Below are 20,305 nucleotides of genomic sequence, written 5' to 3' on the forward strand. Positions count from 1 at the left end.
ACCACCCCTCCCCCACCACCCCCCCCCCCCCCCCCCCCCCCCCCCCCCCCTCCCCCCCCCCCCCCCCCCCCCCCCCCCCCCGGGCCCGGGGAGGGCTCAGCGCTTGAGCGTGAAGGTGAAGTCGCCGGAGAGCCTGGCGTTCAGCCGGACCGCCGAGACGAGCCGGCCCTCTGTGATCAGCCTCTCCACCTCGGCGCGCGGCAGACCGCACCCGTCGGCGATCAGCCGCACCGGCCGGACGGGAACCGGCGCCGCGAAGCGGACCGAGACGTCGACGACGTCGTGGTCCAGGTGATCCGTTCCGCCGGTGTCGAGACGCCAGGCGCCGTCCCAGTCGAGGGCGACGCGATTGCGCCGCAGCACGAGCGGGTCCTGGAGCAACTCGGCAGTCAGGCCGGGGTCGTTGTCATGCAGCCGGTCCAGCAGAACGGGGCGTACGGAACGCACGTTGGTCCGCTCCAGGACCGTCAGCTTCGCGGTTTCCCCGCACCCGGCGCAGAGCACGAGGAGCCAGACGTCGATGAGCTTGTGGTGTGCGTTGACGCGGAATCGGCCGCTTGCCCGGAAGCGCCCGGAGGCGCAGGTGTGGCAACGACGGCGGACGAGAGGAAGGCAGGTGGGAACGACCACCCAGGTGTTGAGCACAGCAGTACACCGGTTTCAGTGAGAAATCCGCAGCAGGAAGCAGCGCGACGCGGCAGCGCGACGCGCGACAGATCAGCTCTCGGGGGGTCTCACACGGTGTACAACGGCACGTCCTCGCCTGGACAACCTGGGTCGGCAGCACGGTAGTGGCGCGCGGTGGTGCCGCTCCACCGGTTTTTCTCGCGCGCCTCACCGCCCGAGCGGCCACCGGGCCCCGGACCGGCCGGTCCGCCGGATTCCGGGCGGCCGGTCGGGCGACGACGGGAGTTCGGAGACCGGACCTAGCTCGTCGTGTCCGGCTTCCAGTCCTGGACGAGGAGGCCGAGGAGGACCTCGTCCAGGAACCGGCCCAGCACCCAGGCCGAGGAGCGCAGCACGCCCTCGCGGACGAAGCCGTTGCGCTCGGCGGAGCGCAGCATCGCGGCGTTGTCCTCCAGCGTCTCGATCTGGAGCCGGTGCAGGCCGCGCACGACGAAGCCGTAGTGGCACAGCACCGAGACCACGTCGGTGCCGTAGCCCTTGCCGCGGGCGGACGGCAGGAGGCCGAGCCCGATGTGCGCGGCCCGGTTGTGGTTGTCGATGCCCCACAGCGTCGCGGTGCCGATCAGCGTGCCGCCGTCCAGCTCGATCACGGAGAAGGGGACATGCCCCTGCTCCGTGTCGTCCACGTGGAGCCGCCGGTCCTTCGCACCGGGCGTGATCGGCCGCCATGGACCGGCCTCGGCCCGCGAGGCGTTGACCACGTCGTCGTAGAGCTCGGCCCGCAGGACCGGGATGTCGTCGTCGTGCCGGGCCCGCAGCCCGACCTTGCTGCCTCTAAGCATGCGAGCTTCCTATCCGACCCGGCCGAACGGCCACAAGCCGATAAGGACTCGCTCCGGCCCGGGGCGGTCCGGCGTTGGCGCTGCTCCTGTCCACCGCCCACCGGGCTTCGCCGAGTAGGGTCGGGTACGAGGGTGCCGAGCGGGGAGTGGAGAACCATGCGCATCACCGTGCTCACCGTGCCCGGCTGTCCCCACACGGCACTGGTCCGCGAACGGCTCGCCGCCGCGCTGGCCGGGCGTACGGCCCGGGTGGAGCTGGTCGAGGTCGACGACGAGCGGGAGGCCACGCGCCTCGGGATGAGCGGGTCGCCGACGGTGCTGATCGACGGGGTGGACCCGTTCGCGGTGCCCGGCGCTCCGGCCGCCGTCTCGTGCCGGCTGTACCGGACCCCGGACGGGCGGGCGGAGGGCGCGCCGGGCGCCGAGGACCTGCGCCGGGCCGTGGAGTCGGCGTGGGAACGGGAGACATCCGGCTGACACCGCGGTCCGTGGTCCGGGCGGCCGACGGAGGCGGTCGTTCTGATACGACGTCCCCTGCGGGCTGTCGCGTCGAGTTCCGGTGCGACCGTGCCGCGCCCCTTCGTCATCGCCTGGTCCGGCGGGGCGTGCGGGTGGTGGTGCGGATCCGCCGTCGTACGTCGGCCGTCCTCTCGTCGCACCATTTCCTCACCAGAGTGGCGAGTTGCTCGTGCGCGCCGGGTTCCACGAACAACCGCGTCGCCCCGGGGACGACTCGCAGGGAGTGCGGGGCCTTGAGGCGCTGGGCGACCTCCACGTTCAGGTGGAGGCCTTCGGTGTCCTGGGCGCCGACCACGAGCAGGACCGGCGCGGTCACCTTCATCAGGGCGCCGTCCACCAGGTCGGGGCGACCGCCGCGCGAGACGACGGTGAGCACACGGCCCGGCCGCTCGGTCGAGGCCACGAGCGCGGCGGCGGCGCCCGTGCTCGCGCCGAACAGGACCACCGGGACCCCTCGCGTGCCGGGCTGGGCCTCCAGCCAGTCGATCGCGCCGACCAGGCGACGGGTGAGAAACGGGATGTCGAAGCGGTGCTCGGCGGTGAGCAGGTCGTGCCGTTCCTCGCGTTCGGTGAGGAGGTCGAGCAGGAGCGTGCCGAACCCGGCGGTGCGCAGTTCGGCGGCCACGGTCCGGTTGCCCGCGCCGTGCCGGGAGCTGCCGCTGCCGTGCGCGAACAGCACCACGGCCCGCGCCCGGGCCGGGACGACGAGGTCTCCGGACAGGGGGGCGTCGTCGGTGCGCACGAGAACCAGCCCGGAGATCATCGTCATCAGCTTCTTCCGTCCGTGCCCGGTCCTCGGTGGATCGACGCGCCGCCCGGGTGCCCCCACCGGGTACCCCCTCCGGCGTTCGCCACCCGGTCGGCCCGACGGGCGCCGGGCCGACCGGGTGCGGGTGTGGTTACGCCGTGCCGCCGGTGAGCTGGTACGCCTTCAGGTTCCGCAGCAGGAGGTAGGTGTCGCGGAGTGAGCCGGAGGTGTCGCCGAGGGAGCGGTAGATGCCCCACTTGGGCCGTACCCGGTCGGCCAGGAAGGTGTCCACGCCGGTCTTCCTGGCGTCGACGACCGTGGTGCCGGCGTTCCTGACGACCCAGCGCACGGACCCGGAGGTGCCGTCGCCGATCCTGATCTCGTACTCGATGTCGATCCACTCGTTCTGGAGCGGTTCGAGGGCGGTCCGGCCGACCAGGACGTCTCCGGCGAAGATCTTGTGCTCGATGGTCTGGACGCCGTTGACGCGGCGCAGCGAGGTGACGGTGATCGGGGAGGTGCCCTGGCCGGGCTGCTTGGTCTGCATGATGTGCGTGAAGCTGGTCGTGGCCCTGAGGGTGCTGGGGATGTACATCGAGTAGGTGACGCGCCAGGTCTCGCCGAGCCGCCACTGGAGCTGACCGGAGGAGGTCCGGTTGCCGGTGACCTCGTGGCGCTGCCGGTCGGTGGACGAGTCCCGATCGACCATATGCATGTCAAATCGATAGGTGTCGCCCACGGTCCTGATGTGCGGCGCTCCGCCGGGATGCGAGCCAGCCCGGTCGTCCTCGATCGTCTCGAAGGCACCGAGCCCGACGGAGGCCGGGGCGGGCGACCAGCGAAGTGTCCAGGCCGGGGCGGCCTCGGCGGAGCCGGACGGCACGGCGACGCCGACGGCGGCCAGGGCGAGCGCGAGCGCGACCAGGGCGGCCGTTGTCTTGGAGCGGCGATGCGTCATGGGTACCCCTGGAGTGAGGTCGGTAGGTACGCAGCATGCTGCCCCGGAGAAGACTGACAGTAAAGGTTCCTAACAGATAATTCCCCCACCTTCGCGCCTCCGTTCGGCCGACCGCTACCTCACGCCTCGACTCCCCCGGCCCACCGCACTCTCACACCGCGCGCCTCAGGACCACCGTCCGCATCCCGCCCGGCTCGCTCCGCTCGCGCGTCACACGGAGCCCGGACAGCCGCAGTTGCTCGAGGACCCAGGTGTGCGAGAGGCGCAGCTTGCGGTAACTGTGGGCGTTCATGGCCCAGTTGCCGGTTGCCCGGTCCCGGCGGTGGATCAGGTCGTGCACGACCACCGTGTAGTCGTCGAAGTCGTCCGGATACTCCAGGAAGCAGGTCATGATCCGGTCCTCGGTGGAGCGCACCGGGAGGAAGCGGTCCGTGCCGGTGAGCGGGACCTCCAGGTCGCGGTAGGCGAACACGGCGACACCGTCGGGCGCGAGCGCGGCGGCGACCTCGCCGAACAGCGCGGCCACGTCACCCCTGGTCGGCAGGTGCGTCAGCGTGTCGCCGAGGCACACCACGACGCCCGCCGAACCGGGACGGACCAGGTCCCCGAGCGCGGTGCGCAGGTCGGCCCGCACCGGCCGCACGGCGGGTACGGCGCCGGCGTGCGCGGCCAGTTCGTCCAGGAGCGGCCGGCTCAGGTCGACGGCGAGGACGGGATCGAAGCCCAGGCCCGCCAGGGCGAGGCTGGTGTGCCCCGGGCCGCAGCCCAGGTCCACGGCCACCGGTCCGGCCGGACCGGGCACCACGCCCCACTCGATCAGATGGGCACGCTGGGACGCGGCGAGCGTCGGCAGATCGCCGCCCAGCATCCAGGTGTAGTGCTCCGCGAGAAACCGGTCGTAGTGATCGACAGCGGTCGTCATGGGATCCCGACTCCCTTCGAATACGGCAGGTGTTGGGCAATCTAGGGCGTGATACGGCCGAATCGGCGGGCGGCCGAACGAAATTCGGAACACTGGGCAGACTGACGTCCATGGACAGCATTGATTCGGCGATCCTGGGCCATCTCCAGCGCGAAGCACGGCTCACCAACCGCGAGTTGGCGCGCAAGGTGGGTGTCGCGCCCTCCACCTGTCTGGAGCGGGTCCGCTCGCTGCGCGCCCGCGGGGTGATCACCGGCTATCACGCGGCCGTGCAGCCGCGCCTCCTCGGACGTTCCCTCCAGGCCCTCGTCTTCGCCCGGCTCCGTCCGCTCAGCCGCGACGTGATAGCCGGCTTCGAGACCTATCTGGCCGAACTGCCCGAGGTGGTCTCCGTGTTCGTGGTCTCCGGCGACGACGACTTCGTCGTCCATGTGGCCGTGCCGGACATCGAGCGGCTGCACGCCTTCCTGATGGACCGGTTCAGCGCGAGACGGGAGGTGGTGAGCTTCCGGAGTTCGGTGATCTACCAGCAGACCAGCGCACGGGTGATGACCCCGCTGCCGGGGCAGCACGACGGAGATTAGGGCCCGTCCGAAGGGAGGCGCGGCGCCGTCGACGTCCTCGGCGCGCCGCGCCCGGTACGGCGTACTCCTCACGGCGTTCTCAGCGCGCCGCACACCGTACGGCGCACTTCTCACGACGTTCTCAACGTGCCGCGCGCAGCTCCGCGTACAGATCCGGGCCCGTCCAGGTCCGGGGCACCGACTCGGCCTCGCGGACCAGGGCGAGCAGCCGGGCGTTGGCCGGGGCCGTGCGGCCGTGGGCCGCCGCGAGGGCGACGATCTCGCCCTGGAGCGAGCCGATCTCGGTCGGACGGCCCCGCTGGAGGTCCTCCCACATCGACGAGCGGGCGTGGGCGTCGATCCGCAGCGAGGCGGCGGCGATCCGGCGGAACAGCGGATCGGGCAGCCCGAGGACGTACGGGGTGACGCCAGGGGCGGTCGGCCCGAGCCGGGCGGGCGCGACACCGGCGGCTCGGTACGCGGCCAGGGCCTCGCGCTGGCAGAGCGCGAGACAGCGGCGGTAGGCACGCTGGGCGAGCTGGTCGCGCAGGGGAAGCCCGGACAGCGCGTTGACGGCGTTGTTGAGGTTCAGCAGCAGTTTGGCGTGCTGCACCTCGGACATGTCGGTGCGCGGTTCGATCGCCAGGCCCGCCGCGCGGAAGGCGGCGACCAGGACCGGGTCCGGCTCCACCATCACGCTGCCCGGCATCCCCTGGTGGACGGTGCCGGGTTCGGACTGGACGACGTTGTACGGCACCATCCCGGCCAGCACGGTGTGTCCGGGGAGGGCGGCGCGCAGGGTGGCGGGGTTGTGCAGGCCGTTCTGGAGGCTGACCACGACCGCGCCGGGGGCGAGGTGCGGGGCGAGCTCCTCGGCGGCGGCCTCGGTGCCCGCCGTCTTCACCGTCACCAGCACATGACCGGCGCCGGCCGCGGCCTCCGCGCTGGTGGCGAGGGTCAGCCGTTCCGGCGCGAGACGCACCGGCGGGCGGCCGGCCATGCTGAGGGTGAGGCCGCGCTCGCGCAGCACGTCCATCGCCGCGGGCCTGCCGACGAACGTCACGTCGTACCCGGCGGCGACGAGGTGACCGCCGAGATGGCAGCCGATGCTGCCGGCGCCCAGGACGGCGAAGCGGGGCTCGGACATGAGCGACTCCTGCGGAAGCGGCGGGGTGAGCGGGTGCGGCCCGGACCGGGTACCCGCGCGCCGGCCGCGGGGGCGATCGTCGCGATCACCGTCCCGGGGATTGCGCCAGGCGTCCACTGGACGCATAGTGGCGCTCGCGCCACCGCCGCCGCAACCCCCAGGGAGCCGCCGTGAACCTCGCCGATTTCCAGAACGAGATCTATCTGGCCGGTATGGGCGGGGTGGTGCCGCAGCTGCCGACGGATCTGCACCGGCTGGAGGAGCTGGCGGCGGTCCGGCTGACGGCGCAGGCGCACGGGTACGTCGCGGGCTCGGCGGGTGCCGAGCGGACCGCCCGCGCCAACCTGGAGGCGTTCGACCGGTGGCGGATCGTGCCGCGGATGCTGTGCGACGTCGCCGAGCGCGACCTGTCGACGACGGTCCTCGGGACCCCGATGCCCGCGCCGGTCGTCATCGGCCCGGTCGGGGTGCTGCGGATCCTGCACCCGGACGGCGAACTGGCCGTGGCCCGCGCGGCCAAGTCGCTCGGCATCACCATGACGCTGTCGACGGCCGCCTCGGCCTCTCTGGAGGAGGTCGCCGCGGAGGCCGGGCCGCGCTGGTTCCAGCTGTACTGGCCGAAGGACCGCGAGCTGGCCGCCAGTTTCCTCCAGCGGGCGAAGGACTCGGGCTACAGCGCCCTGGTCGTCACCCTCGACACCTTCGCCATGGCCTGGCGGCCACGCGACCTCGACACGGCGTATCTGCCGTTCCTCCAGGGGATCGGGGTGCAGAACTACTGGAGCGACCCGGTCTTCCTCAAGGCCGTCGGCGGCCCGGTCACCGAGGAGAACCGGGACCGCGCGCTGCTGCACTGGGTGGCCAACTTCGGCAATCCCAGCCTCACCTGGGACGATCTGGCCTGGCTGCGGGCCGAGTGGGACGGGCCGATCGCCCTCAAGGGCATCCAGCACGTCGACGACGCCCGCCGGGCCGTCGACGCGGGCATGGACGGCATCGTGGTGTCCAACCACGGCGGCCGCCAGGTCGACGGCGCGATCGCCTCCCTGGACGCGCTGCCCGCGATCGCCGACGAGGTCGGCTCCCGGATCTCCGTGCTGTTCGACTCGGGCGTCCGCTCGGGCGCCGATGTCGCCAAGGCCCTCGCCCTCGGCGCCGACGCGGTCATGATCGGCCGCCCGTACGCCTACGGGCTCGGGCTCGCGGGTGAGGACGGCGTACGGCACGTGCTGCGCTGTATGACGGCCGAGCTCGACCTCACCCTCGCCCTGGCCGGCCGGTCCTCGCTCGCGGAGGTCGGCCGGGATCTGCTGAGCCCATGACCTGTGCGGCCGGGTGGCGCGGATGAAGGCGGGATCGGCGGCGTGGTGGCGGGCCAGGTACGCGGCGCGCGAGAGGCAGCGCCCCCGGGCGGGCGGGATCGAGCTGGGCCGGATCACCGCGGCGGCGCTGCTGATCGCCGACGCGGAGGGGCTCTCGGCGCTGACCATGCGCAGGGTGGCCGACGCGATGGGCGTGCGCCACACCTCGCTCTACCGGCATGTCGCCAGCAGGGACGAGCTGTTGGTGGAGCTCGTCGACCATGTGCTGGGCGAGGGGGACCCGCCCGACACCGGGCGTGGCTGGCGGGCGGATCTGGAGGCGGGCGCGTGGGAGTTCCGGCGGGTGCTGCTGGCGCATCCCGCGGTCGTCCCGCTGCTGACCATGGGGCAGTTGCTCGGCCCCAACGCCCTGCGCGCCCGCGAGACCGGGCTCGGCCTGCTGATCCGGGGCGGGTGGGAGCCGTCGCGGGCCGTGCAGATCTATCTGACGGTCGCTCATCACGTCATCGGCACCGCGCTGCTGGGAACCGGCGGCGCCGCCCGCAGCGTCGAGGAGAGGGCGGCGATGACCGAACTGTTCGCCGGGATGCCGCAGTTCCCGCTGGTCCGGGAGCTCGCCGAACCGCTCAACCTCCCCGACGGTGAGCAGGAGTTCCGCTTCGGTCTCGCGGCCCTGCTCGACGGAATGGGAGACCCGCGATGAGTCGTGCCACGACCGCACCGCCCCGGCGCCGGTCCGCCGCCCGGATCACCGCGGCCGCCCTGACCGCGGTGGCCGTTCTCGTGCTCACGGGCTGCGGTGAGCCCTCGCGGCCGGGCGGCGCGGACGGGGCCCGGGGTTCCGCCGCGAACGCCGGTCCCGGGGGCTCGGAGCCGGCCGCGGGTTCTGGGGGTGCCGGGCGCCGCGCGGACCGGCCGGAGGCCGACCGTGAGGGCCTGCGATACGACAAGGAGCCGGTGCGGGTCCGGTTCCCGGAGTTCGGGGACTTCACCTCGGTGGTCTGGAGGGGCGAGGTCCTCGGCGTGAACGACCGGTCGGTACCCGGACCCACCGACGTCCGGATGACCGGCGTCGTCCGTCTCGCCGACGCCGACGCGCGGCGGCTGCGGGACGGTTACTCGTGGCGGGACGCCCCGGCACAGCCCGAGGTCACGGCGGACCTCGGCCTCCACGTCCCGGCAGGCGCCCGCTGGCGGACGAGCGACGGCTTCACCCGTACGGTCACCGGCGACCGCTACCCGGCGACGTTCCGCGCCGACCTGGAGCGGAAGGTGCTGGTCTTCGAGGCGGTGAACCCGCAGCCGAAGGGTTAGGACCCCCGGGCACCACAGCCGGGGCCGCCCGGCGTGCCCTGCGTCAGGTGTCGTCGATGCGGATCAGGGCGATGGTGATGTTGTCCGGGCCGCCCGCCTCGATCGCGGCCTGCCACAGGACGAACGCGGCGGGACCGTCGTCGGACTCCTCGTCGAGCAGGCGGTCGATGGTCTCGTCGGGCACCGGGTCGGTCAGACCGTCGCTGCACACGAGCAGGCGTTCGCCCGCGCGCAGCGGGCAGGGCACGAGGTGCGCGGTCACGGGCGTGTGGAGGAGCGTGCCGCCGATGGTCTGGGTGACCCGGGAGGTGACGCGCTGCCCGGGAGGCGGGGCCGGGCTGTCGTCGACGCTGATCTGGCGCAGGCCGTCCTCGTCCTGGAGATACACCCGGCTGTCGCCGATGTTGAAGACCAGCAGGCCGTCCCGGAGGATCAGCACGCCCGCGACCGTGGTGCCCATGGTGGCGAGTTCGGGGTGTGACTCGCCCGCCTCGAACAGCTGGCGGTTGCAGGTCTCCAGGGCCGCGCCGACGCCCTCCGCGTCGGTGAGGGTCGGGCCGAGCTCGGCCAGGCGGTTGACGACGAGACCGCTCGCGATCTCTCCGCCGGGCTGGCCGCCGAGGCCGTCGGCCACCGCCGTCAGCAAGGGCCTGGACCGGGGGAAGACCAGGGTCTGGGGCGTCTCGGTGACCGTGCCGCACAGCGTCCACGGCCCGACGACGAGGCTGTCCTCGTTGTGGTCGCGCACCAGTCCGCTGTGACTCAGGGCGGTCACGGCTGTGTACGGCACATCGCTCCTTTCCCTCCCCCACCATTGTCCGCCCGCGCGAGCCGCCTGTCAGGGCCGGGCCGCCCGGCACCTCACCGTGGGACACCCGTCACCCCGTGTAGCCCCCCGGCCTCCGGCCCCCTGCCGGGGCGGCGTTGTCAGCGGGGTGCGTCATGATCGGTGCCATGAGCGAGATCGACACGAACGCGCGCAGGGCGTCCCGTACTTGGAGCGGGCACGAGGCTGCCTCCGCCGTCCAGAGCCTCCTCGGAGGGATGTTCAGCATCGGGCGCGGCGACGCCTTCCGCGAGTTCCGGGCGACCGCCCGCTACGTCGAAGGCCGTCGGGAGGACGAGAAGGAGGTGCCGGACGAGCCGACGATCCGGTTCTGCGGGGCGAGCAGCTGGAACGAGCTCGTGGGACGCGCGGGTGCTGTGGCGCTGCGCGCGGCCGCGCCCGCGACGAGGCCGGAGCGGCGCGCGGTGCTGCTCGACCTGCTGGAGGCGTGGGCGGGGACACCGTTCGCCGATCCGGCCTTCCGCTTCCGCATGGGCAAGCTGGCCGAGCCGCACACCTACGCCCTTCGCGACGAGGAGGGCGCGTCCTTCGGTCTGCACTGGCCGGCCCGCAAGGAGACGCGCTACTTCGAAGTCGTTTTCCCCGGCGCAGAGTCCGCCCCCCGTCACGAGGAACCGCTCTACACCGTCGACTGCCACCGCGGTTGGGGCACCCCGGAGCAACTCCTGCGCCTGGTGGACCTGGTACGGGAACGCGGGCCGTTCGACTGGGACGCGGAAGCAGTCGTCGCGCTCAGCGAGGCCACGGGGCTGAGCCGCCCCGCCGCCGCCCTCGTCCTCGGCGGGAACGCGGGTGCAGGCGGCTATCAGATCCCCTTCCTCGACGGGCACGAACGCTCGGTGTACGGCTACAAGGCCGGCGAACTCGAGTCTGCACGCGAGGAGTTGTCGGCGATCAGTGACGAGGAGCGGCTCACACTCCTCGCCGACGTCCTTCCGGCGGACCCCACCGACCTGTGGGAGCCCGGCGGCCTCGCCCGTGTGGCGGAGCGCACCGCCGAGGCCTGGACCCGGCACCACGGCAGGCGTCCCAGCGCTCCGCATCCCACCTGGCAGGCCGCCGTCGCGCTGGAGAGCGGGATACCGGCGAACCATCTGTGCCAGCTGTTCCTCGACCCGGCCAACGCCCCTGTGCCGCCGGGCTTCTATCTGGGCATCTGGCCCTGTCCGTCGGAGTACCGCCATCTGCGCACCGCCTGGGGCGTGATGCACGACTACGACAGCTCTCATCTGGTGAACGCCGTTCTGACGGGCCTGACCTGGGCGTACGCGGACCTCCCGGCCGGGGACCCGGTCCGTGACGGGGCGCCGGAGGTCGTGCGGCACCTGCGCAAGGTGCTGGCCGGCGGTGACTCGCCGGCCCGTGTCCTGCGCGCGGGCCTGATCCACGGCGACCGGGGCAGCCGTCGCTGGGACTGGCTGACCGACGGCACCTGCGACCGGATCCTGGCCCGCGTCACCACCGCCGACCTGCCGCCGGGCCGCTACGAGTCCGACCCGCGTGCCTGCGTCCCCGGCCTGGTCGCCGAGGCCGCCGCCGGTCTCGGTCTCACGGAGGACGCCGCCGCCCTCTACCTCCAGCTGCTCGCGCTCCCCGTCCCCTCCGACCGCAACGTCCGCCGCTGGAACGCCTGGAAACCGGCCCGCCACAAGGCCGCCGAGGCCGCGCTGGTCGCCACCGGCCTGGTGGAGGAGGACCGCCGCGCCCGCGCCGGGCGCACCCTCTTCCTGCCCGGCCCCTGGGCCACCGCCAAGAAGCCGCTGCTGCCGATGGAGTCCTGGAAGGCGCCCCTGCTCGGCGCCGAGCTGAGTCACGACGGCACCGAGGTGAGGGACTTCGAGCTGTTCCCCGGCACCCTGCCCGAGCTGTTCTCCCGGGCCTGGGAGCTGGTCAGGGAGGGCCGGGGTCCCGCGGCCTGACCTGGGCGCCGTCGGTGGCGGGCGGTCCTGGGGAGGCCCGCCACCGACGGCATCGGCAGGGCTCAGCCGATGGCCTCCTTGCGGACGAACCCCGCGAAACGGTCGGCGAACTCGGCGCTGACATAGAGCTTGCCGTCGTTCTGCACGAACAGATGCAGATGGTCGGCCAGCCACTTGGTGAAGACCGGGCCGTTGCGGTGGTCGTCGAAGGCCTTACGGTCCTTCCAGGCGCCGACGAAGATGATCTCGTTCGGCGTGGGCGGGGGCAGGGAGCCCTCCACGACGGAGGTGTGCAGACAGTACATCCAGGTGTCGGGCTCGTGCCGGTGGGTCTGCGCCACCAGGTCCTTGAGCGCGGTGAGCGCCTCCTCGCGCCTGCCGTCGGCGTGCCACCACTTCGTGACGATCGAGATCACTTGAGGGCTCCCTTCATCTCGTTGATCTCCTTGCGCAGCTTCTCCTTGTCGCCGGAGGTACGGACGTAGTGGAAGCGCGGACAGAGCGTCCGGTGCGGCCTGGCGGGGTCCGGGGTGCGCATCAGGGCGACCGCCTTGTTCCTGAGCCGCCACATGGAGTGGACGGCGAGGGGCAGCACGTCCTTCTCGTCCACGCCGGTGTGGGGACCCATCTTGTACGGCACCGGCCGCTTGACGCCGGAGAAGGCGAGATAGAGGTCGTCGACGAGTTCGGTGTAGGCGAGGTCGAACTCCTTCAGGGCGATGCCTTCGAGGCCGCCCGGTGAGGCGCCGTTGGCCTTGACGAACTCGGCGGGGTGGACGGCGTCGTAGTCCACCAGGAGCAGGGCGCCCTTCGGCTCCTCCTTCGCCAGTTGGTCGGGGCGGAAGCGGCGGCCGGTCTGGAGTTCACGGAAGCGGGCGTAGTGCGAGTACATCTCCCAGCCGCTGTTGAGCCGGTCCTTGTCGGTGACCACGACCGCGAGCTTGTCCAGGGTCTCGGGCGGCAGGCCCTCCCCCTGGTCGACGATCTTGTCGATCGCGGCGACGGCGGTGGCGAGGTCCGAGACATGGATGATCTCGCCGGCGCCGCCGTAGTACTCGGTGGCCGGTACCTGATGGCCGCCCGTGAAGTCCTCGTCCCTGCAGTGGACCTTCAGGGCGTCACGGATCGCGCCGTAGAACTCGCCGATGGTCGGGTAGCCGCCCCCGGAGCAGTCGATGTCGCCGAGTTTCGCCGCCCCGTGGAAGGGGTGCTCGATCATGACGAATCCGTCCACGGCCGCCGGGGTCAGCGGCCGCAGTTCCAGCGACCCGATGCCGCTGATCAGTTTGATGTCGTACGGGTACTCCGGGACCGGTGGGACGTCCTTGAAGGTCTTGAAGGTGACCGGGGCGGTGCCGGGCCTCGTCCCGAGCGCGCTCAGGACGTTGGCCGCGAGCACCATGTGGAGCATCTCCTCCATGACCACGCTGCGGATCGTCTGGGCGGCGTCGGAGTTGTGGCCGTCCTCGATGGAGTAGAGCGCGGTGAGATAGACGGGGATCGTGCTCAGCTCCAGGCCCACGGCGAGCTGGAGCGCGGCCGTCAACTCCGCCTTGTCCTTGATCGGTTCGGGCTTCGGTGACTGGTTCACTTGATCAGCTCCCTGGCGATCTCGTCACCCGTGCGCAGGGCCAGCGCGGTCATGGTGAGCGTCGGGTTGGAGGTGCCGAGCGTGGGCATGCTGCCGCAGCCGACGACGAACAGGTTGGGCAGGTCGTGGCTGCGCTGGTAGCTGTCCACGACGGAGGTGCCGGGGTCGTCGCCCATGCGGTGGGTGCCCACGACATGACCCGCGCCGCGCACCCAGTACCGCACACCGTCGTACTCCACCTCGGACGGGTCGGGGCCGTAGTGGGTGTAGTCGCCGGTCCTGTACTCGGGGCGGCGGACCTTCTCCGTCATGCCGAGCCGCGCGAACAGTTGCCGGCTCGCCTCCGCCGCCCAGGGCAGGGACGCCCTGACGTACTCCGACAGGTCGTACTGGATGACGGGCCGGTGGCTGCCCAGGGCGTCCTTGTAACGGTCGTCGATGGTGACGCGGTTGCGTGCCTCGGGGTCCTGCTCCAGCTCCCAGGCGATCCGGAACTGCCGGGGCAGGATCTCGCCGAGCCTTGTGCGCAGATCCCTGCCGTAGAGGCGTGCCCTGCCGTCCTGGCCGCCGCCGACCAGGTCCGCGACGGTGTCGTAGGGGGCGTTCTCGGGGAAGTTCCAGCCCCAGTTGCCGATCTCCACGCGGAAGGCGGTGCGTTCGCTGCGGAAGTCCCCGTCACGGAAGGCGGGGATGCCGGAGGTGGAGCCGGGGCCGCGGAAGGCGCCGACGTTCTCCGGGAGCAGGCCCCAGGTGAGCAGCAGGGGGTGGTCCATGAGGTTCTTGCCGACCTGCGTGCTGGAGTTGGCGGCTTTGGAGGCGAGGAGCAGGGTGGCGTTCTCGATGGCGTTGGCGGCCAGGACGTAGGCGCGGCCGGTCACCCGGTGGTCCGTGGGCGCGCTGCCGTCGTCGTAGTAGGTCCGGTAGTCGACGGCGGTGACCCTGCCCCTGGTCCGGTCCGTGCCGTCGGTGTGGGCGACCTTCATCGCGACGCACTGGCTCCGGATGGTGACGGTGGGCCGCGCGCCCGGGGTCTCGCCGTCGCGGGGCGGCGGGTACTTGACGACCAGTTCGTACAGTGTCTTCAGCGCGTTGTACTTGGCCTGGACGGGGCAGATCGGGATGCAGCTGGAGTTGCCCTCGCAGCGCTGGCCCCGGTCGGCGTTCCCGGCGGCGCCGACGATCCGGTAGTCGGGCCTGGTCGGGGTGGAGTTGCGGGCGACGGGGGTGTTGCTGATCCGGACGGTGAAGTCGTACGCCCTGCCGTCCCGGCCGTGCAGGGTGATCTCGAGGTTTCCGGCGATCTTCTCGAAGTACTTGTCGAGGTAGCTGGAGGGGATCTCCTCCATGGGGAAGCTGTAGACGCCGTCCGGGAACTTGGTGGTGTCGGCGCTCTTGAAGTATGCCGCCGGGTCGTCGCCGATGCCCGGGTAGTGCTGGTTGCGCACCTCCGCGGAGACGCCGAGGACGTCCCACTCGGCACGCTCGTAGTAGGGCTTGAGGTCGGGGTAGCGCAGCTCGAGCGGCCAGTCGACGCCCCGGCCGTACCTCGTCCTCATCTCGAAGTCGTGGGGCAGCATCCGCAGGCAGGTGCCCAGCCAGTGCAGGGTGGTGCCGCCCAGGGACCGGGCGTAGTCGCTGCCGAAGGGCAGGGGTCCCTTCTGGACGAAATAGCCCTGGTCGCTGGTGACGGGGTTGCCGTCGGCGTCGTGCAGCGGCCGGATGTCCAGCACGTCCGGCTGAGGGGCCGAACCGGTGGCCGGATAGGGCGAGTTGGGGACTTTGACGAGCGCCCTCTGGTACGCCTCCACGTAGGTGTCGTACTTGTCGGCGCTCATGGCGGTGGCCCGTCCGGCCTCCAGGATCATGATGCTGGGGAGTCTCGTCGACTTCCCGGCCCTGTCGTTGTCCGCCTTGGTCCTGAGGGCGTGCTCGATGACCGTCCTGGCGACGACGGCGCCGGAGATGCCGCCGCCGACGATGACGAGGTCGTACTCGGGCTCAGGGGTGTCGCTCATGGTGGTTCCTCACCTTCCGGGCAGCAGGGACGGTGGTTCGGCCCAGGAGCCGAAGCCCGGCCCCTTGGCACCCATCGCGTGGGCTCCGGCGGCGAGCCAGACCAGGCCCTCGCGGTAGCCCTGGCCGGAGACGACGTGCTGGACGTCGTCGGCGGTCGCTCCGAAGCGGTCCCGGTAGCTGCCGGGCAGCGGGTACCAACTGCCCAGGTACCAGAGCTTGATCAGGCTGATCACGACCGGTCCGAAGCGGTCGCTCTCGACGACGGTCCGTCTGAACTCGGCGCCGTCGTAAGGCTTCTTCTGCCGGTCGGCGGTCAGCGCGTCCTCCGCGGCCCGGAACAGCTGTCCGGCCTCGCGCTCGCCGATCATCCGCAGCAGCGTGTCGTAGTACCTGTCGGTCATGCCGGTGCCGGCCAGCTCCGTCCGGTCGAACCCGGTGAGTTCGACGGAGAGGTCGGTGAAGATCTGCTCGGGGGTGCGGGGTGAGGGCGGGATGTTGCCCATGGGGTGCTCTCGTTCAGGAGGAGGGGAGGAGGGTGCGGTTGAGCGGGGCGAGGTCCAGGGGGCGGGTCCTGACGTCCGGTTCGAAGGCGGAGTCGACGGACTGCTGGAACGTGAAGAAGGCGGGGTCCGGGTCGGCGGCCTTCTTGATCTCCCTGAGCCGCTCCAGATGGGGGCCGTAGTAGGCCCTGGCCCAGTCCGGCTGGAGGGGGTCGATGTAGTTGACGTACGCGCCGTGGAAGTCGCTCTTGAGCGCCTCGCCGAAGTCGAAGGCCCACTCGACGTTGGCCCTGGTGTCGGCCGGGTCGCCCCAGATGGACTTCAGCTCGAACACGAACAGCTTGTCGCGGTGCGGGTAGGGCCCCTGGTCCACGAGGGAGGGGTTGGCGACCTGGCCGCGGCCGTGGGTCCAGACGACGAAGCTCTCCTTCGACGGCGAGGCGGCCATCGCCTTCTGCACGGCCTTGATCATGTCCGTGGTCCAGCCCGGCTTCTCCTCGATCATCCCCGAGCGGATGTAGGCGTTGCGGTCGCCGACCAGGGTGGAGCGGCCGATGGCCATCTCCAGCGTGGGAAGCGGCACCGAGTACAGCCGTACGTCGAAGGGGTCGAGTCTCAGCATCGGCTGGAGGAGGTCGATGCCCTCGGCGTAGGCGCCGTTGTAGACGGGCGTGATGCGGAAGGAGGGGATCATGCGGGTGGGTTCGGCCGGGTCGGGGTCGTGGCCGACGTAGCCGTACGCGGCGAAGGCGTCGGGCAGCTTCTTGGCCCAGGCGTCGTAGGCGGCGATGACCTCCTCGGCCCGCTCCAGCGGGTAGGAGAGCCCTCCGCCGAGGACGGTGGCGGCGGGTGGCCGGTGCAGTTGCAGGGTGACCTCGACGGCGACGCCGAAGTTGCCTCCGCCGCCGCCCCGGCAGGCCCAGAACAGGTCCCGGTCGAGCTGCGCCCCGGCGTCGGCGGTCAGGGTGTGCAGTTCGCCGTCGGAGGTGACGAGCCTGATCCGCGTGACGTTGTCGCTGCCGAGTCCGTAGGAGCGGGAGACGAAGCTGTAGCCGCCACCCTGGAGGAAGCCGGGCAGTCCCACCGGGAGGCAGCCGCCGCCGACCGGGACGAGGGGACGGGCGCTGCGGTCGACGTAGCCGTAGACGTCGGCCCAGGTGGCGCCCAGCTGGACGGTGAGCTGGTCCTTGTCCCTGTCGAGCGTCATCTGCCGCATCAGCCCGAGGTCCAGGACGACCCCGTCCCGGTTCAGGCAGTACCCGGCCGCGCTGTGCCCGCCGCCGCGTACCGTCATGGGCAGCCCCCGGTCCCGGGCGAAGAGGACGGCCTCGCGTACGTCGGCGTAGGAGTTGGCGCGGACGACCAGGGCGGGGGGTGTGCGGGTGCGGCCGTTGTCGATGGCGACGACCTGGGCGTACTCGGCGCTGCCGGGTTCGCAGACATAACCGCTCAGACGGCGGGCGAGGTCGGCGACGGCGGTCCGCAGATCGCTCGTCATTCCTGCACCCCGGCGAACGACTTGAGGGTGGTGAGGCTCGGGACGAAGAAGTACTCGCCGCCCTTCATGGTCACCCACTCACCGACCGTCTCGGTGAAGGTGTGGCCGACGACCTTGGGCGGGTTCTGCGAGAAGTCCAGGTCGTTGCGGGAGCCGTACTGCTTCGGCCACTCGGCCGGGACCTCGGCGGTCGAGCCGGGCGTACGCCGGCCGATGACGGGGTCGAGGCCGCTGCCGTCCCGCAGGAAGACCGGGTTGTCCGCCCACTGGTTCTGGATGAACTCGAACTGGTCGGCGATGCTGCTCTGCGCGCACAGGAACAGCAGGCCGACCTCGTCCCCCGGGTCCGGTGTCAGGGTCACCTTGCCGTAGCTGATGCCACGGCGGACGATCCGAACGGTCCGCTCCTGGGTGAGGGGCTGGCCGAACTGGCGCCGCTTGTCGCCGCGCGGGTTGGACTTGCGGATGTGGCCCTGGAAGGGGCAGCGCACCCCGTCCGGGTCGGCGTCGTAGTCGAAGTTGTTCGGCAGTGGGCCGAGGCCCTTGACCGGGCGGTCCACGACCGGGGTGCCGTCCTGGAAGCGGCCGACCATGTAGGCGCCGGCGAGGTCGACGTACTCCTGGGGGACGGGGTCCGTCTCCGCGTACTTCGGGCGGGCGTACGCCGTGATCTTCTTGGCGAGGGCCAGCTCGTCCCTGCGGAAGCCGGCCACGTCCTGTTCCAGCTTGCGGTACACGAAGTACGAGCCGTAGCTGTGGTCCACGCCGCCGGGGTCGGGGACCAGGACCTGGTTCAGCGGGGCGCTCGGGTCGTAGCGGTCGATGCCGCCCTGCCGGGTGTGGGCCTCCTCGATGTCGCGGGCGTAGAACAGCGGCTGGCTGACGCCGTCGACGAACCCGAAGTGCTCGCGGACGGGGGCGTTCGGGTCCGGCTTGCCGTCCGCGTCCAGGCGCATGGCGGTGCCGCGCTCCTCGGACAGCTCGGCGCCGAGGGCGGTCAGCTCGGTGCGCAGTTGCCGGGCGAGCCCGTCGAGGCGGTCGGGGAAGTCGTCGGCGACGATCACGAGGGCGTGCAGCGTGCGCCGGAAGCCCTCTTCCCACTGGTCGACGGGCGGGTCGTTGAGCAGGCCGATCCGTGCCTTGGCCCCGGCCCGGAATGAGGGGTCGTCGGGCAGGGACCGCTCGGGAAGCCTGAGCTCGCGGTAGCCCGCGGCCGAGATCAGCAGGCCGTAGAAGGCGCCGGCGGCCGACTTCAGCAGGGCCGAGGCGTCCTGCTGGGACACCCCGCCGTTGCCCCGGATCGTGGCCAGCGCCTCCCGGTGGGCCTTCGCCGTGTCCCACTGCTGGAGCGCGGAGGTGACCCGCTGCTCGGAGACCGTGCCGACCAGCCAGGCGCGGGCCTTGTGCCGCTGCTCCGCGGTGTCGACGGCGAAGGTGATGAACAGGTGCCGGCTGTGGTCACGGCCGTGACTCTTGAGGATGTTGCCCTGGAGGTCACCGAGGGCGTCTCTGAGCGCCTCGGTGGTGTTACGGGTCGGCGGGATCGCCACGTCGGGATCGATCGCCGTCTGTTTCAGGTCGATTGCCATGACGTCTGCTTCACACCAAAAGGGGTGAGGCTAATCGTGGCCAGAGGCGTACCTTCGGCATATGCGATCGGCAACAGTCACGCCGCGACGTGCGGAGATGACCGCGTGAGGCGAAATGCACATGCCATCGGCAATCACCCGACCGGACCCGCCCGCCGTCCGGTAAACCGGCCACCCGGGTGGCGTCCCGCGAACATCCGGGCGAAAGAGGGCCCTTCGCCCCGCACAACTGAACGACCTCATGTCCCACCCGCCGGGTGACCGGCGGGTGGGACATGGAGGTGCGGCCGGTCGCGTCAGCGCGCGGTGCGGATGCGGTGGACGGAGTCCAGGGCCTGCGGGCCGGCGGCGGCCTTGTCGACGACGTACGCCGTGCCGTGGACGAGGACGACATGGTCGCTGTTGGCGCCGGTGGCCGGGTTCGCGAGGACGGTGCCGGTGCGCGGGTCGAGGATCGTGGTGGTGCCCGCGTCCTTGTTGACCGCGTAGACGTTGCCGGTGCAGGCGTCGGTGGCGACCGCGAGGGTGCCCGCGCCCGTCGCGATCTCCCGCAGGACCCGGCCGGCCGCGAGGTCGACGACCGAGACGGAGCCTGCCGCCTGGTTGGCGGTGTAGGCGGTGCGGCCGTCGACGGACAGGCAGACGTCGATCGAGCCCTGTCCGGCCGGGAGCAGCCTCGGCTCGGCAGAGCCCGGGGTCACCTCGATGAGGCGGCCCTTGGCCAGGTCGGCGGCGAGGACACGGCCGTTGTACGGGTTGACGGCGAGGCCGGTGGGCCAGGCGCCCTCGACGGTGACGCGCTGCTTCTCCTGGTGGGTGCGCAGGTCGAAGGCGACGATGCTGCCCTCCTCCAGCGCGCTGCACCAGGCCACGCCGCGCGGCAGGTCGACGGCGACGTCACGGGGGTGCTTGACCCCGGGGACGGTCGCCAGGTGGCGGCCCGTGCTCTGGCTGTACACCGCGAGGGCGTTGTTGAGGGTGGCGGTGACCCACACCGTGTTGTGGACGTCGTCGACGGTGACGCCGTAGACGGCCTCCAGGGCGCCGGTGGCCGGGTCGGTCAGCGGGGGCGTGTAGGCGTCGAGCAGCTCCAGCGTCCGGGGGTCGACCTTGAGCAGACGCGACTGGGTGACCGGCGGGAAGCCCACCGAACTGGTCACCCACAGCACGTCGTTGCGGGCGGAGTGGGCGACCTGGTAGAGGCCCTGGGCGAGCTCTGCGGACTTCACGGTGTAGGACGTCTCCAGCGTGCGGGGGCGCTTCGGGGTGGCGGCCGACGCCGTGCCGGTGGCGGCGAGCACGCCTCCGGTGGCGAGCGCGGCGCCGAGGACGGTGCGACGGCCGATCGGGTCGCGGGTGCCGGACATGGTGTTTCCTTCCGAG

Annotated in this window: 20 protein-coding genes; 6 read left to right on the plus strand and 14 right to left on the minus strand. The window is 71.8% G+C overall.

The features are described from left to right. Window positions 1-96: 96 nt before the first annotated feature. Both ACZ6SQ_RS36710 and ACZ6SQ_RS36715 read right to left on the minus strand, forming a co-directional pair. On the minus strand, window positions 97-645 hold the full coding sequence (locus ACZ6SQ_RS36710; RefSeq protein ID WP_469570080.1) for a DUF1062 domain-containing protein: 549 nt from the start codon (window positions 643-645) through the stop codon (window positions 97-99). A 281-nt stretch (window positions 646-926) separates the two neighbouring features. Further along, on the minus strand, window positions 927-1,469 hold the full coding sequence (locus ACZ6SQ_RS36715; protein WP_469570082.1) for a GNAT family N-acetyltransferase: 543 nt from the start codon (window positions 1,467-1,469) through the stop codon (window positions 927-929). A 156-nt stretch (window positions 1,470-1,625) separates the two neighbouring features. Here ACZ6SQ_RS36715 and ACZ6SQ_RS36720 point away from each other — a divergent pair, with 156 nt between their 5' ends. Continuing rightward, entirely contained in the window at window positions 1,626-1,946 is a 321-nt protein-coding gene (locus tag ACZ6SQ_RS36720) for a hypothetical protein (RefSeq protein WP_469570084.1), read from the plus strand. Window positions 1,947-2,052: 106 nt separating this feature from the next. On the opposite strand, the gene ACZ6SQ_RS36725 is transcribed toward ACZ6SQ_RS36720, so the two are convergent. The 3 genes from ACZ6SQ_RS36725 to ACZ6SQ_RS36735 all read right to left on the minus strand — a co-directional run bounded on the left by ACZ6SQ_RS36725 (window position 2,053) and on the right by ACZ6SQ_RS36735 (window position 4,616). After that, the gene (locus tag ACZ6SQ_RS36725) at window positions 2,053-2,751 is read right to left on the minus strand and encodes a dienelactone hydrolase family protein (protein ID WP_469570152.1); all 699 of its coding nucleotides are present in this window, start codon (window positions 2,749-2,751) and stop codon (window positions 2,053-2,055) included. A gap of 136 nt (window positions 2,752-2,887) precedes the next feature. Beyond that, the gene (locus tag ACZ6SQ_RS36730) at window positions 2,888-3,694 is read right to left on the minus strand and encodes a Tat pathway signal sequence domain protein (protein WP_469570086.1); all 807 of its coding nucleotides are present in this window, start codon (window positions 3,692-3,694) and stop codon (window positions 2,888-2,890) included. 151 nt (window positions 3,695-3,845) lie between these two features. Continuing rightward, complete coding sequence (locus ACZ6SQ_RS36735; protein WP_469570088.1) at window positions 3,846-4,616, minus strand: class I SAM-dependent DNA methyltransferase; 771 nt, start codon at window positions 4,614-4,616, stop codon at window positions 3,846-3,848. Between the two features lie 110 nt (window positions 4,617-4,726). Here ACZ6SQ_RS36735 and ACZ6SQ_RS36740 point away from each other — a divergent pair, with 110 nt between their 5' ends. Next, window positions 4,727-5,200 carry an Lrp/AsnC family transcriptional regulator gene (locus ACZ6SQ_RS36740; RefSeq protein WP_469570091.1) on the plus strand — a complete coding sequence of 158 codons (474 nt, stop codon included), beginning with the start codon at window positions 4,727-4,729 and terminating at the stop codon, window positions 5,198-5,200. A gap of 121 nt (window positions 5,201-5,321) precedes the next feature. On the opposite strand, the gene ACZ6SQ_RS36745 is transcribed toward ACZ6SQ_RS36740, so the two are convergent. Beyond that, entirely contained in the window at window positions 5,322-6,326 is a 1,005-nt protein-coding gene (locus ACZ6SQ_RS36745; RefSeq protein WP_469570093.1) for a 2-dehydropantoate 2-reductase, read from the minus strand. Window positions 6,327-6,496: 170 nt separating this feature from the next. Between ACZ6SQ_RS36745 and ACZ6SQ_RS36750 the strand changes: the two genes are divergently transcribed. The 3 genes from ACZ6SQ_RS36750 to ACZ6SQ_RS36760 are packed head-to-tail and all read left to right on the plus strand — an operon-like array spanning window position 6,497 to window position 8,962. Beyond that, window positions 6,497-7,648 (plus strand): lactate 2-monooxygenase, encoded by a 1,152-nt coding sequence (locus ACZ6SQ_RS36750; protein ID WP_469570095.1) that lies wholly within the window; start codon window positions 6,497-6,499, stop codon window positions 7,646-7,648. A gap of 22 nt (window positions 7,649-7,670) precedes the next feature. Then, window positions 7,671-8,351 carry a TetR/AcrR family transcriptional regulator C-terminal domain-containing protein gene (locus ACZ6SQ_RS36755; RefSeq protein WP_469570098.1) on the plus strand — a complete coding sequence of 227 codons (681 nt, stop codon included), beginning with the start codon at window positions 7,671-7,673 and terminating at the stop codon, window positions 8,349-8,351. Then, window positions 8,348-8,962: a hypothetical protein gene (locus ACZ6SQ_RS36760; RefSeq protein WP_469570100.1), complete on the plus strand. Its 615-nt coding sequence runs from the start codon at window positions 8,348-8,350 to the stop codon at window positions 8,960-8,962. The genes ACZ6SQ_RS36755 and ACZ6SQ_RS36760 overlap by 4 nt, the downstream gene beginning before the upstream one ends. Before the next feature lie 43 nt (window positions 8,963-9,005). Here ACZ6SQ_RS36760 and ACZ6SQ_RS36765 read toward each other — a convergent pair whose 3' ends face one another. Continuing rightward, window positions 9,006-9,752 (minus strand): PP2C family protein-serine/threonine phosphatase, encoded by a 747-nt coding sequence (locus ACZ6SQ_RS36765; RefSeq protein WP_469570103.1) that lies wholly within the window; start codon window positions 9,750-9,752, stop codon window positions 9,006-9,008. A gap of 164 nt (window positions 9,753-9,916) precedes the next feature. On the opposite strand from ACZ6SQ_RS36765, the gene ACZ6SQ_RS36770 reads away from it, so the two are divergent. After that, entirely contained in the window at window positions 9,917-11,728 is a 1,812-nt protein-coding gene (locus ACZ6SQ_RS36770) for a hypothetical protein (RefSeq protein WP_469570105.1), read from the plus strand. A 62-nt stretch (window positions 11,729-11,790) separates the two neighbouring features. Here the strand turns inward: ACZ6SQ_RS36770 and ACZ6SQ_RS36775 are convergent, their stop codons facing one another. The 7 genes from ACZ6SQ_RS36775 to ACZ6SQ_RS36805 form a co-directional block, all read right to left on the minus strand. Then, the gene (locus ACZ6SQ_RS36775) at window positions 11,791-12,144 is read right to left on the minus strand and encodes a putative quinol monooxygenase (RefSeq protein WP_469570107.1); all 354 of its coding nucleotides are present in this window, start codon (window positions 12,142-12,144) and stop codon (window positions 11,791-11,793) included. Next, window positions 12,141-13,319, minus strand: a complete 1,179-nt coding sequence (locus ACZ6SQ_RS36780) for a ferritin-like domain-containing protein (protein WP_469570110.1) — start codon at window positions 13,317-13,319, stop codon at window positions 12,141-12,143. Before ACZ6SQ_RS36780 ends, ACZ6SQ_RS36775 begins: the two co-directional genes overlap by 4 nt. Next, window positions 13,316-15,334 (minus strand): GMC family oxidoreductase, encoded by a 2,019-nt coding sequence (locus ACZ6SQ_RS36785; RefSeq protein WP_469570112.1) that lies wholly within the window; start codon window positions 15,332-15,334, stop codon window positions 13,316-13,318. Before ACZ6SQ_RS36785 ends, ACZ6SQ_RS36780 begins: the two co-directional genes overlap by 4 nt. A 9-nt stretch (window positions 15,335-15,343) precedes the next feature. After that, the gene (locus tag ACZ6SQ_RS36790; RefSeq protein WP_469570114.1) at window positions 15,344-15,838 is read right to left on the minus strand and encodes a hypothetical protein; all 495 of its coding nucleotides are present in this window, start codon (window positions 15,836-15,838) and stop codon (window positions 15,344-15,346) included. A 13-nt stretch (window positions 15,839-15,851) separates the two neighbouring features. Further along, window positions 15,852-17,333 carry an FAD-binding oxidoreductase gene (locus ACZ6SQ_RS36795; protein WP_469570116.1) on the minus strand — a complete coding sequence of 494 codons (1,482 nt, stop codon included), beginning with the start codon at window positions 17,331-17,333 and terminating at the stop codon, window positions 15,852-15,854. Then, window positions 17,330-18,922 (minus strand): Dyp-type peroxidase, encoded by a 1,593-nt coding sequence (locus tag ACZ6SQ_RS36800; protein ID WP_469570118.1) that lies wholly within the window; start codon window positions 18,920-18,922, stop codon window positions 17,330-17,332. Before ACZ6SQ_RS36800 ends, ACZ6SQ_RS36795 begins: the two co-directional genes overlap by 4 nt. Before the next feature lie 296 nt (window positions 18,923-19,218). Next, complete coding sequence (locus ACZ6SQ_RS36805) at window positions 19,219-20,289, minus strand: YncE family protein (RefSeq protein ID WP_469570120.1); 1,071 nt, start codon at window positions 20,287-20,289, stop codon at window positions 19,219-19,221. Window positions 20,290-20,305 lie beyond the last annotated feature (16 nt).

The organism is Streptomyces sp. NPDC048600, assembly GCF_055587025.1.

Bases quoted from the DNA above. Each gene is read 5' to 3' on its own strand.
- ACZ6SQ_RS36715 (WP_469570082.1), bottom strand. From the start codon at position 1,469: ATGCTTAGAGGCAGCAAGGTCGGGCTGCGGGCCCGGCACGACGACGAC.
- ACZ6SQ_RS36720 (WP_469570084.1), top strand. From the start codon at position 1,626: ATGCGCATCACCGTGCTCACCGTGCCCGGCTGTCCCCACACGGCACTG.
- ACZ6SQ_RS36725 (WP_469570152.1), bottom strand. From the start codon at position 2,751: ATGATCTCCGGGCTGGTTCTCGTGCGCACCGACGACGCCCCCCTGTCC.
- ACZ6SQ_RS36730 (WP_469570086.1), bottom strand. From the start codon at position 3,694: ATGACGCATCGCCGCTCCAAGACAACGGCCGCCCTGGTCGCGCTCGCG.
- ACZ6SQ_RS36735 (WP_469570088.1), bottom strand. From the start codon at position 4,616: ATGACGACCGCTGTCGATCACTACGACCGGTTTCTCGCGGAGCACTAC.
- ACZ6SQ_RS36740 (WP_469570091.1), top strand. From the start codon at position 4,727: ATGGACAGCATTGATTCGGCGATCCTGGGCCATCTCCAGCGCGAAGCA.
- ACZ6SQ_RS36745 (WP_469570093.1), bottom strand. From the start codon at position 6,326: ATGTCCGAGCCCCGCTTCGCCGTCCTGGGCGCCGGCAGCATCGGCTGC.
- ACZ6SQ_RS36755 (WP_469570098.1), top strand. From the start codon at position 7,671: ATGAAGGCGGGATCGGCGGCGTGGTGGCGGGCCAGGTACGCGGCGCGC.
- ACZ6SQ_RS36760 (WP_469570100.1), top strand. From the start codon at position 8,348: ATGAGTCGTGCCACGACCGCACCGCCCCGGCGCCGGTCCGCCGCCCGG.
- ACZ6SQ_RS36770 (WP_469570105.1), top strand. From the start codon at position 9,917: ATGAGCGAGATCGACACGAACGCGCGCAGGGCGTCCCGTACTTGGAGC.
- ACZ6SQ_RS36785 (WP_469570112.1), bottom strand. From the start codon at position 15,334: ATGAGCGACACCCCTGAGCCCGAGTACGACCTCGTCATCGTCGGCGGC.
- ACZ6SQ_RS36790 (WP_469570114.1), bottom strand. From the start codon at position 15,838: ATGGGCAACATCCCGCCCTCACCCCGCACCCCCGAGCAGATCTTCACC.
- ACZ6SQ_RS36795 (WP_469570116.1), bottom strand. From the start codon at position 17,333: ATGACGAGCGATCTGCGGACCGCCGTCGCCGACCTCGCCCGCCGTCTG.
- ACZ6SQ_RS36800 (WP_469570118.1), bottom strand. From the start codon at position 18,922: ATGGCAATCGACCTGAAACAGACGGCGATCGATCCCGACGTGGCGATC.
- ACZ6SQ_RS36805 (WP_469570120.1), bottom strand. From the start codon at position 20,289: ATGTCCGGCACCCGCGACCCGATCGGCCGTCGCACCGTCCTCGGCGCC.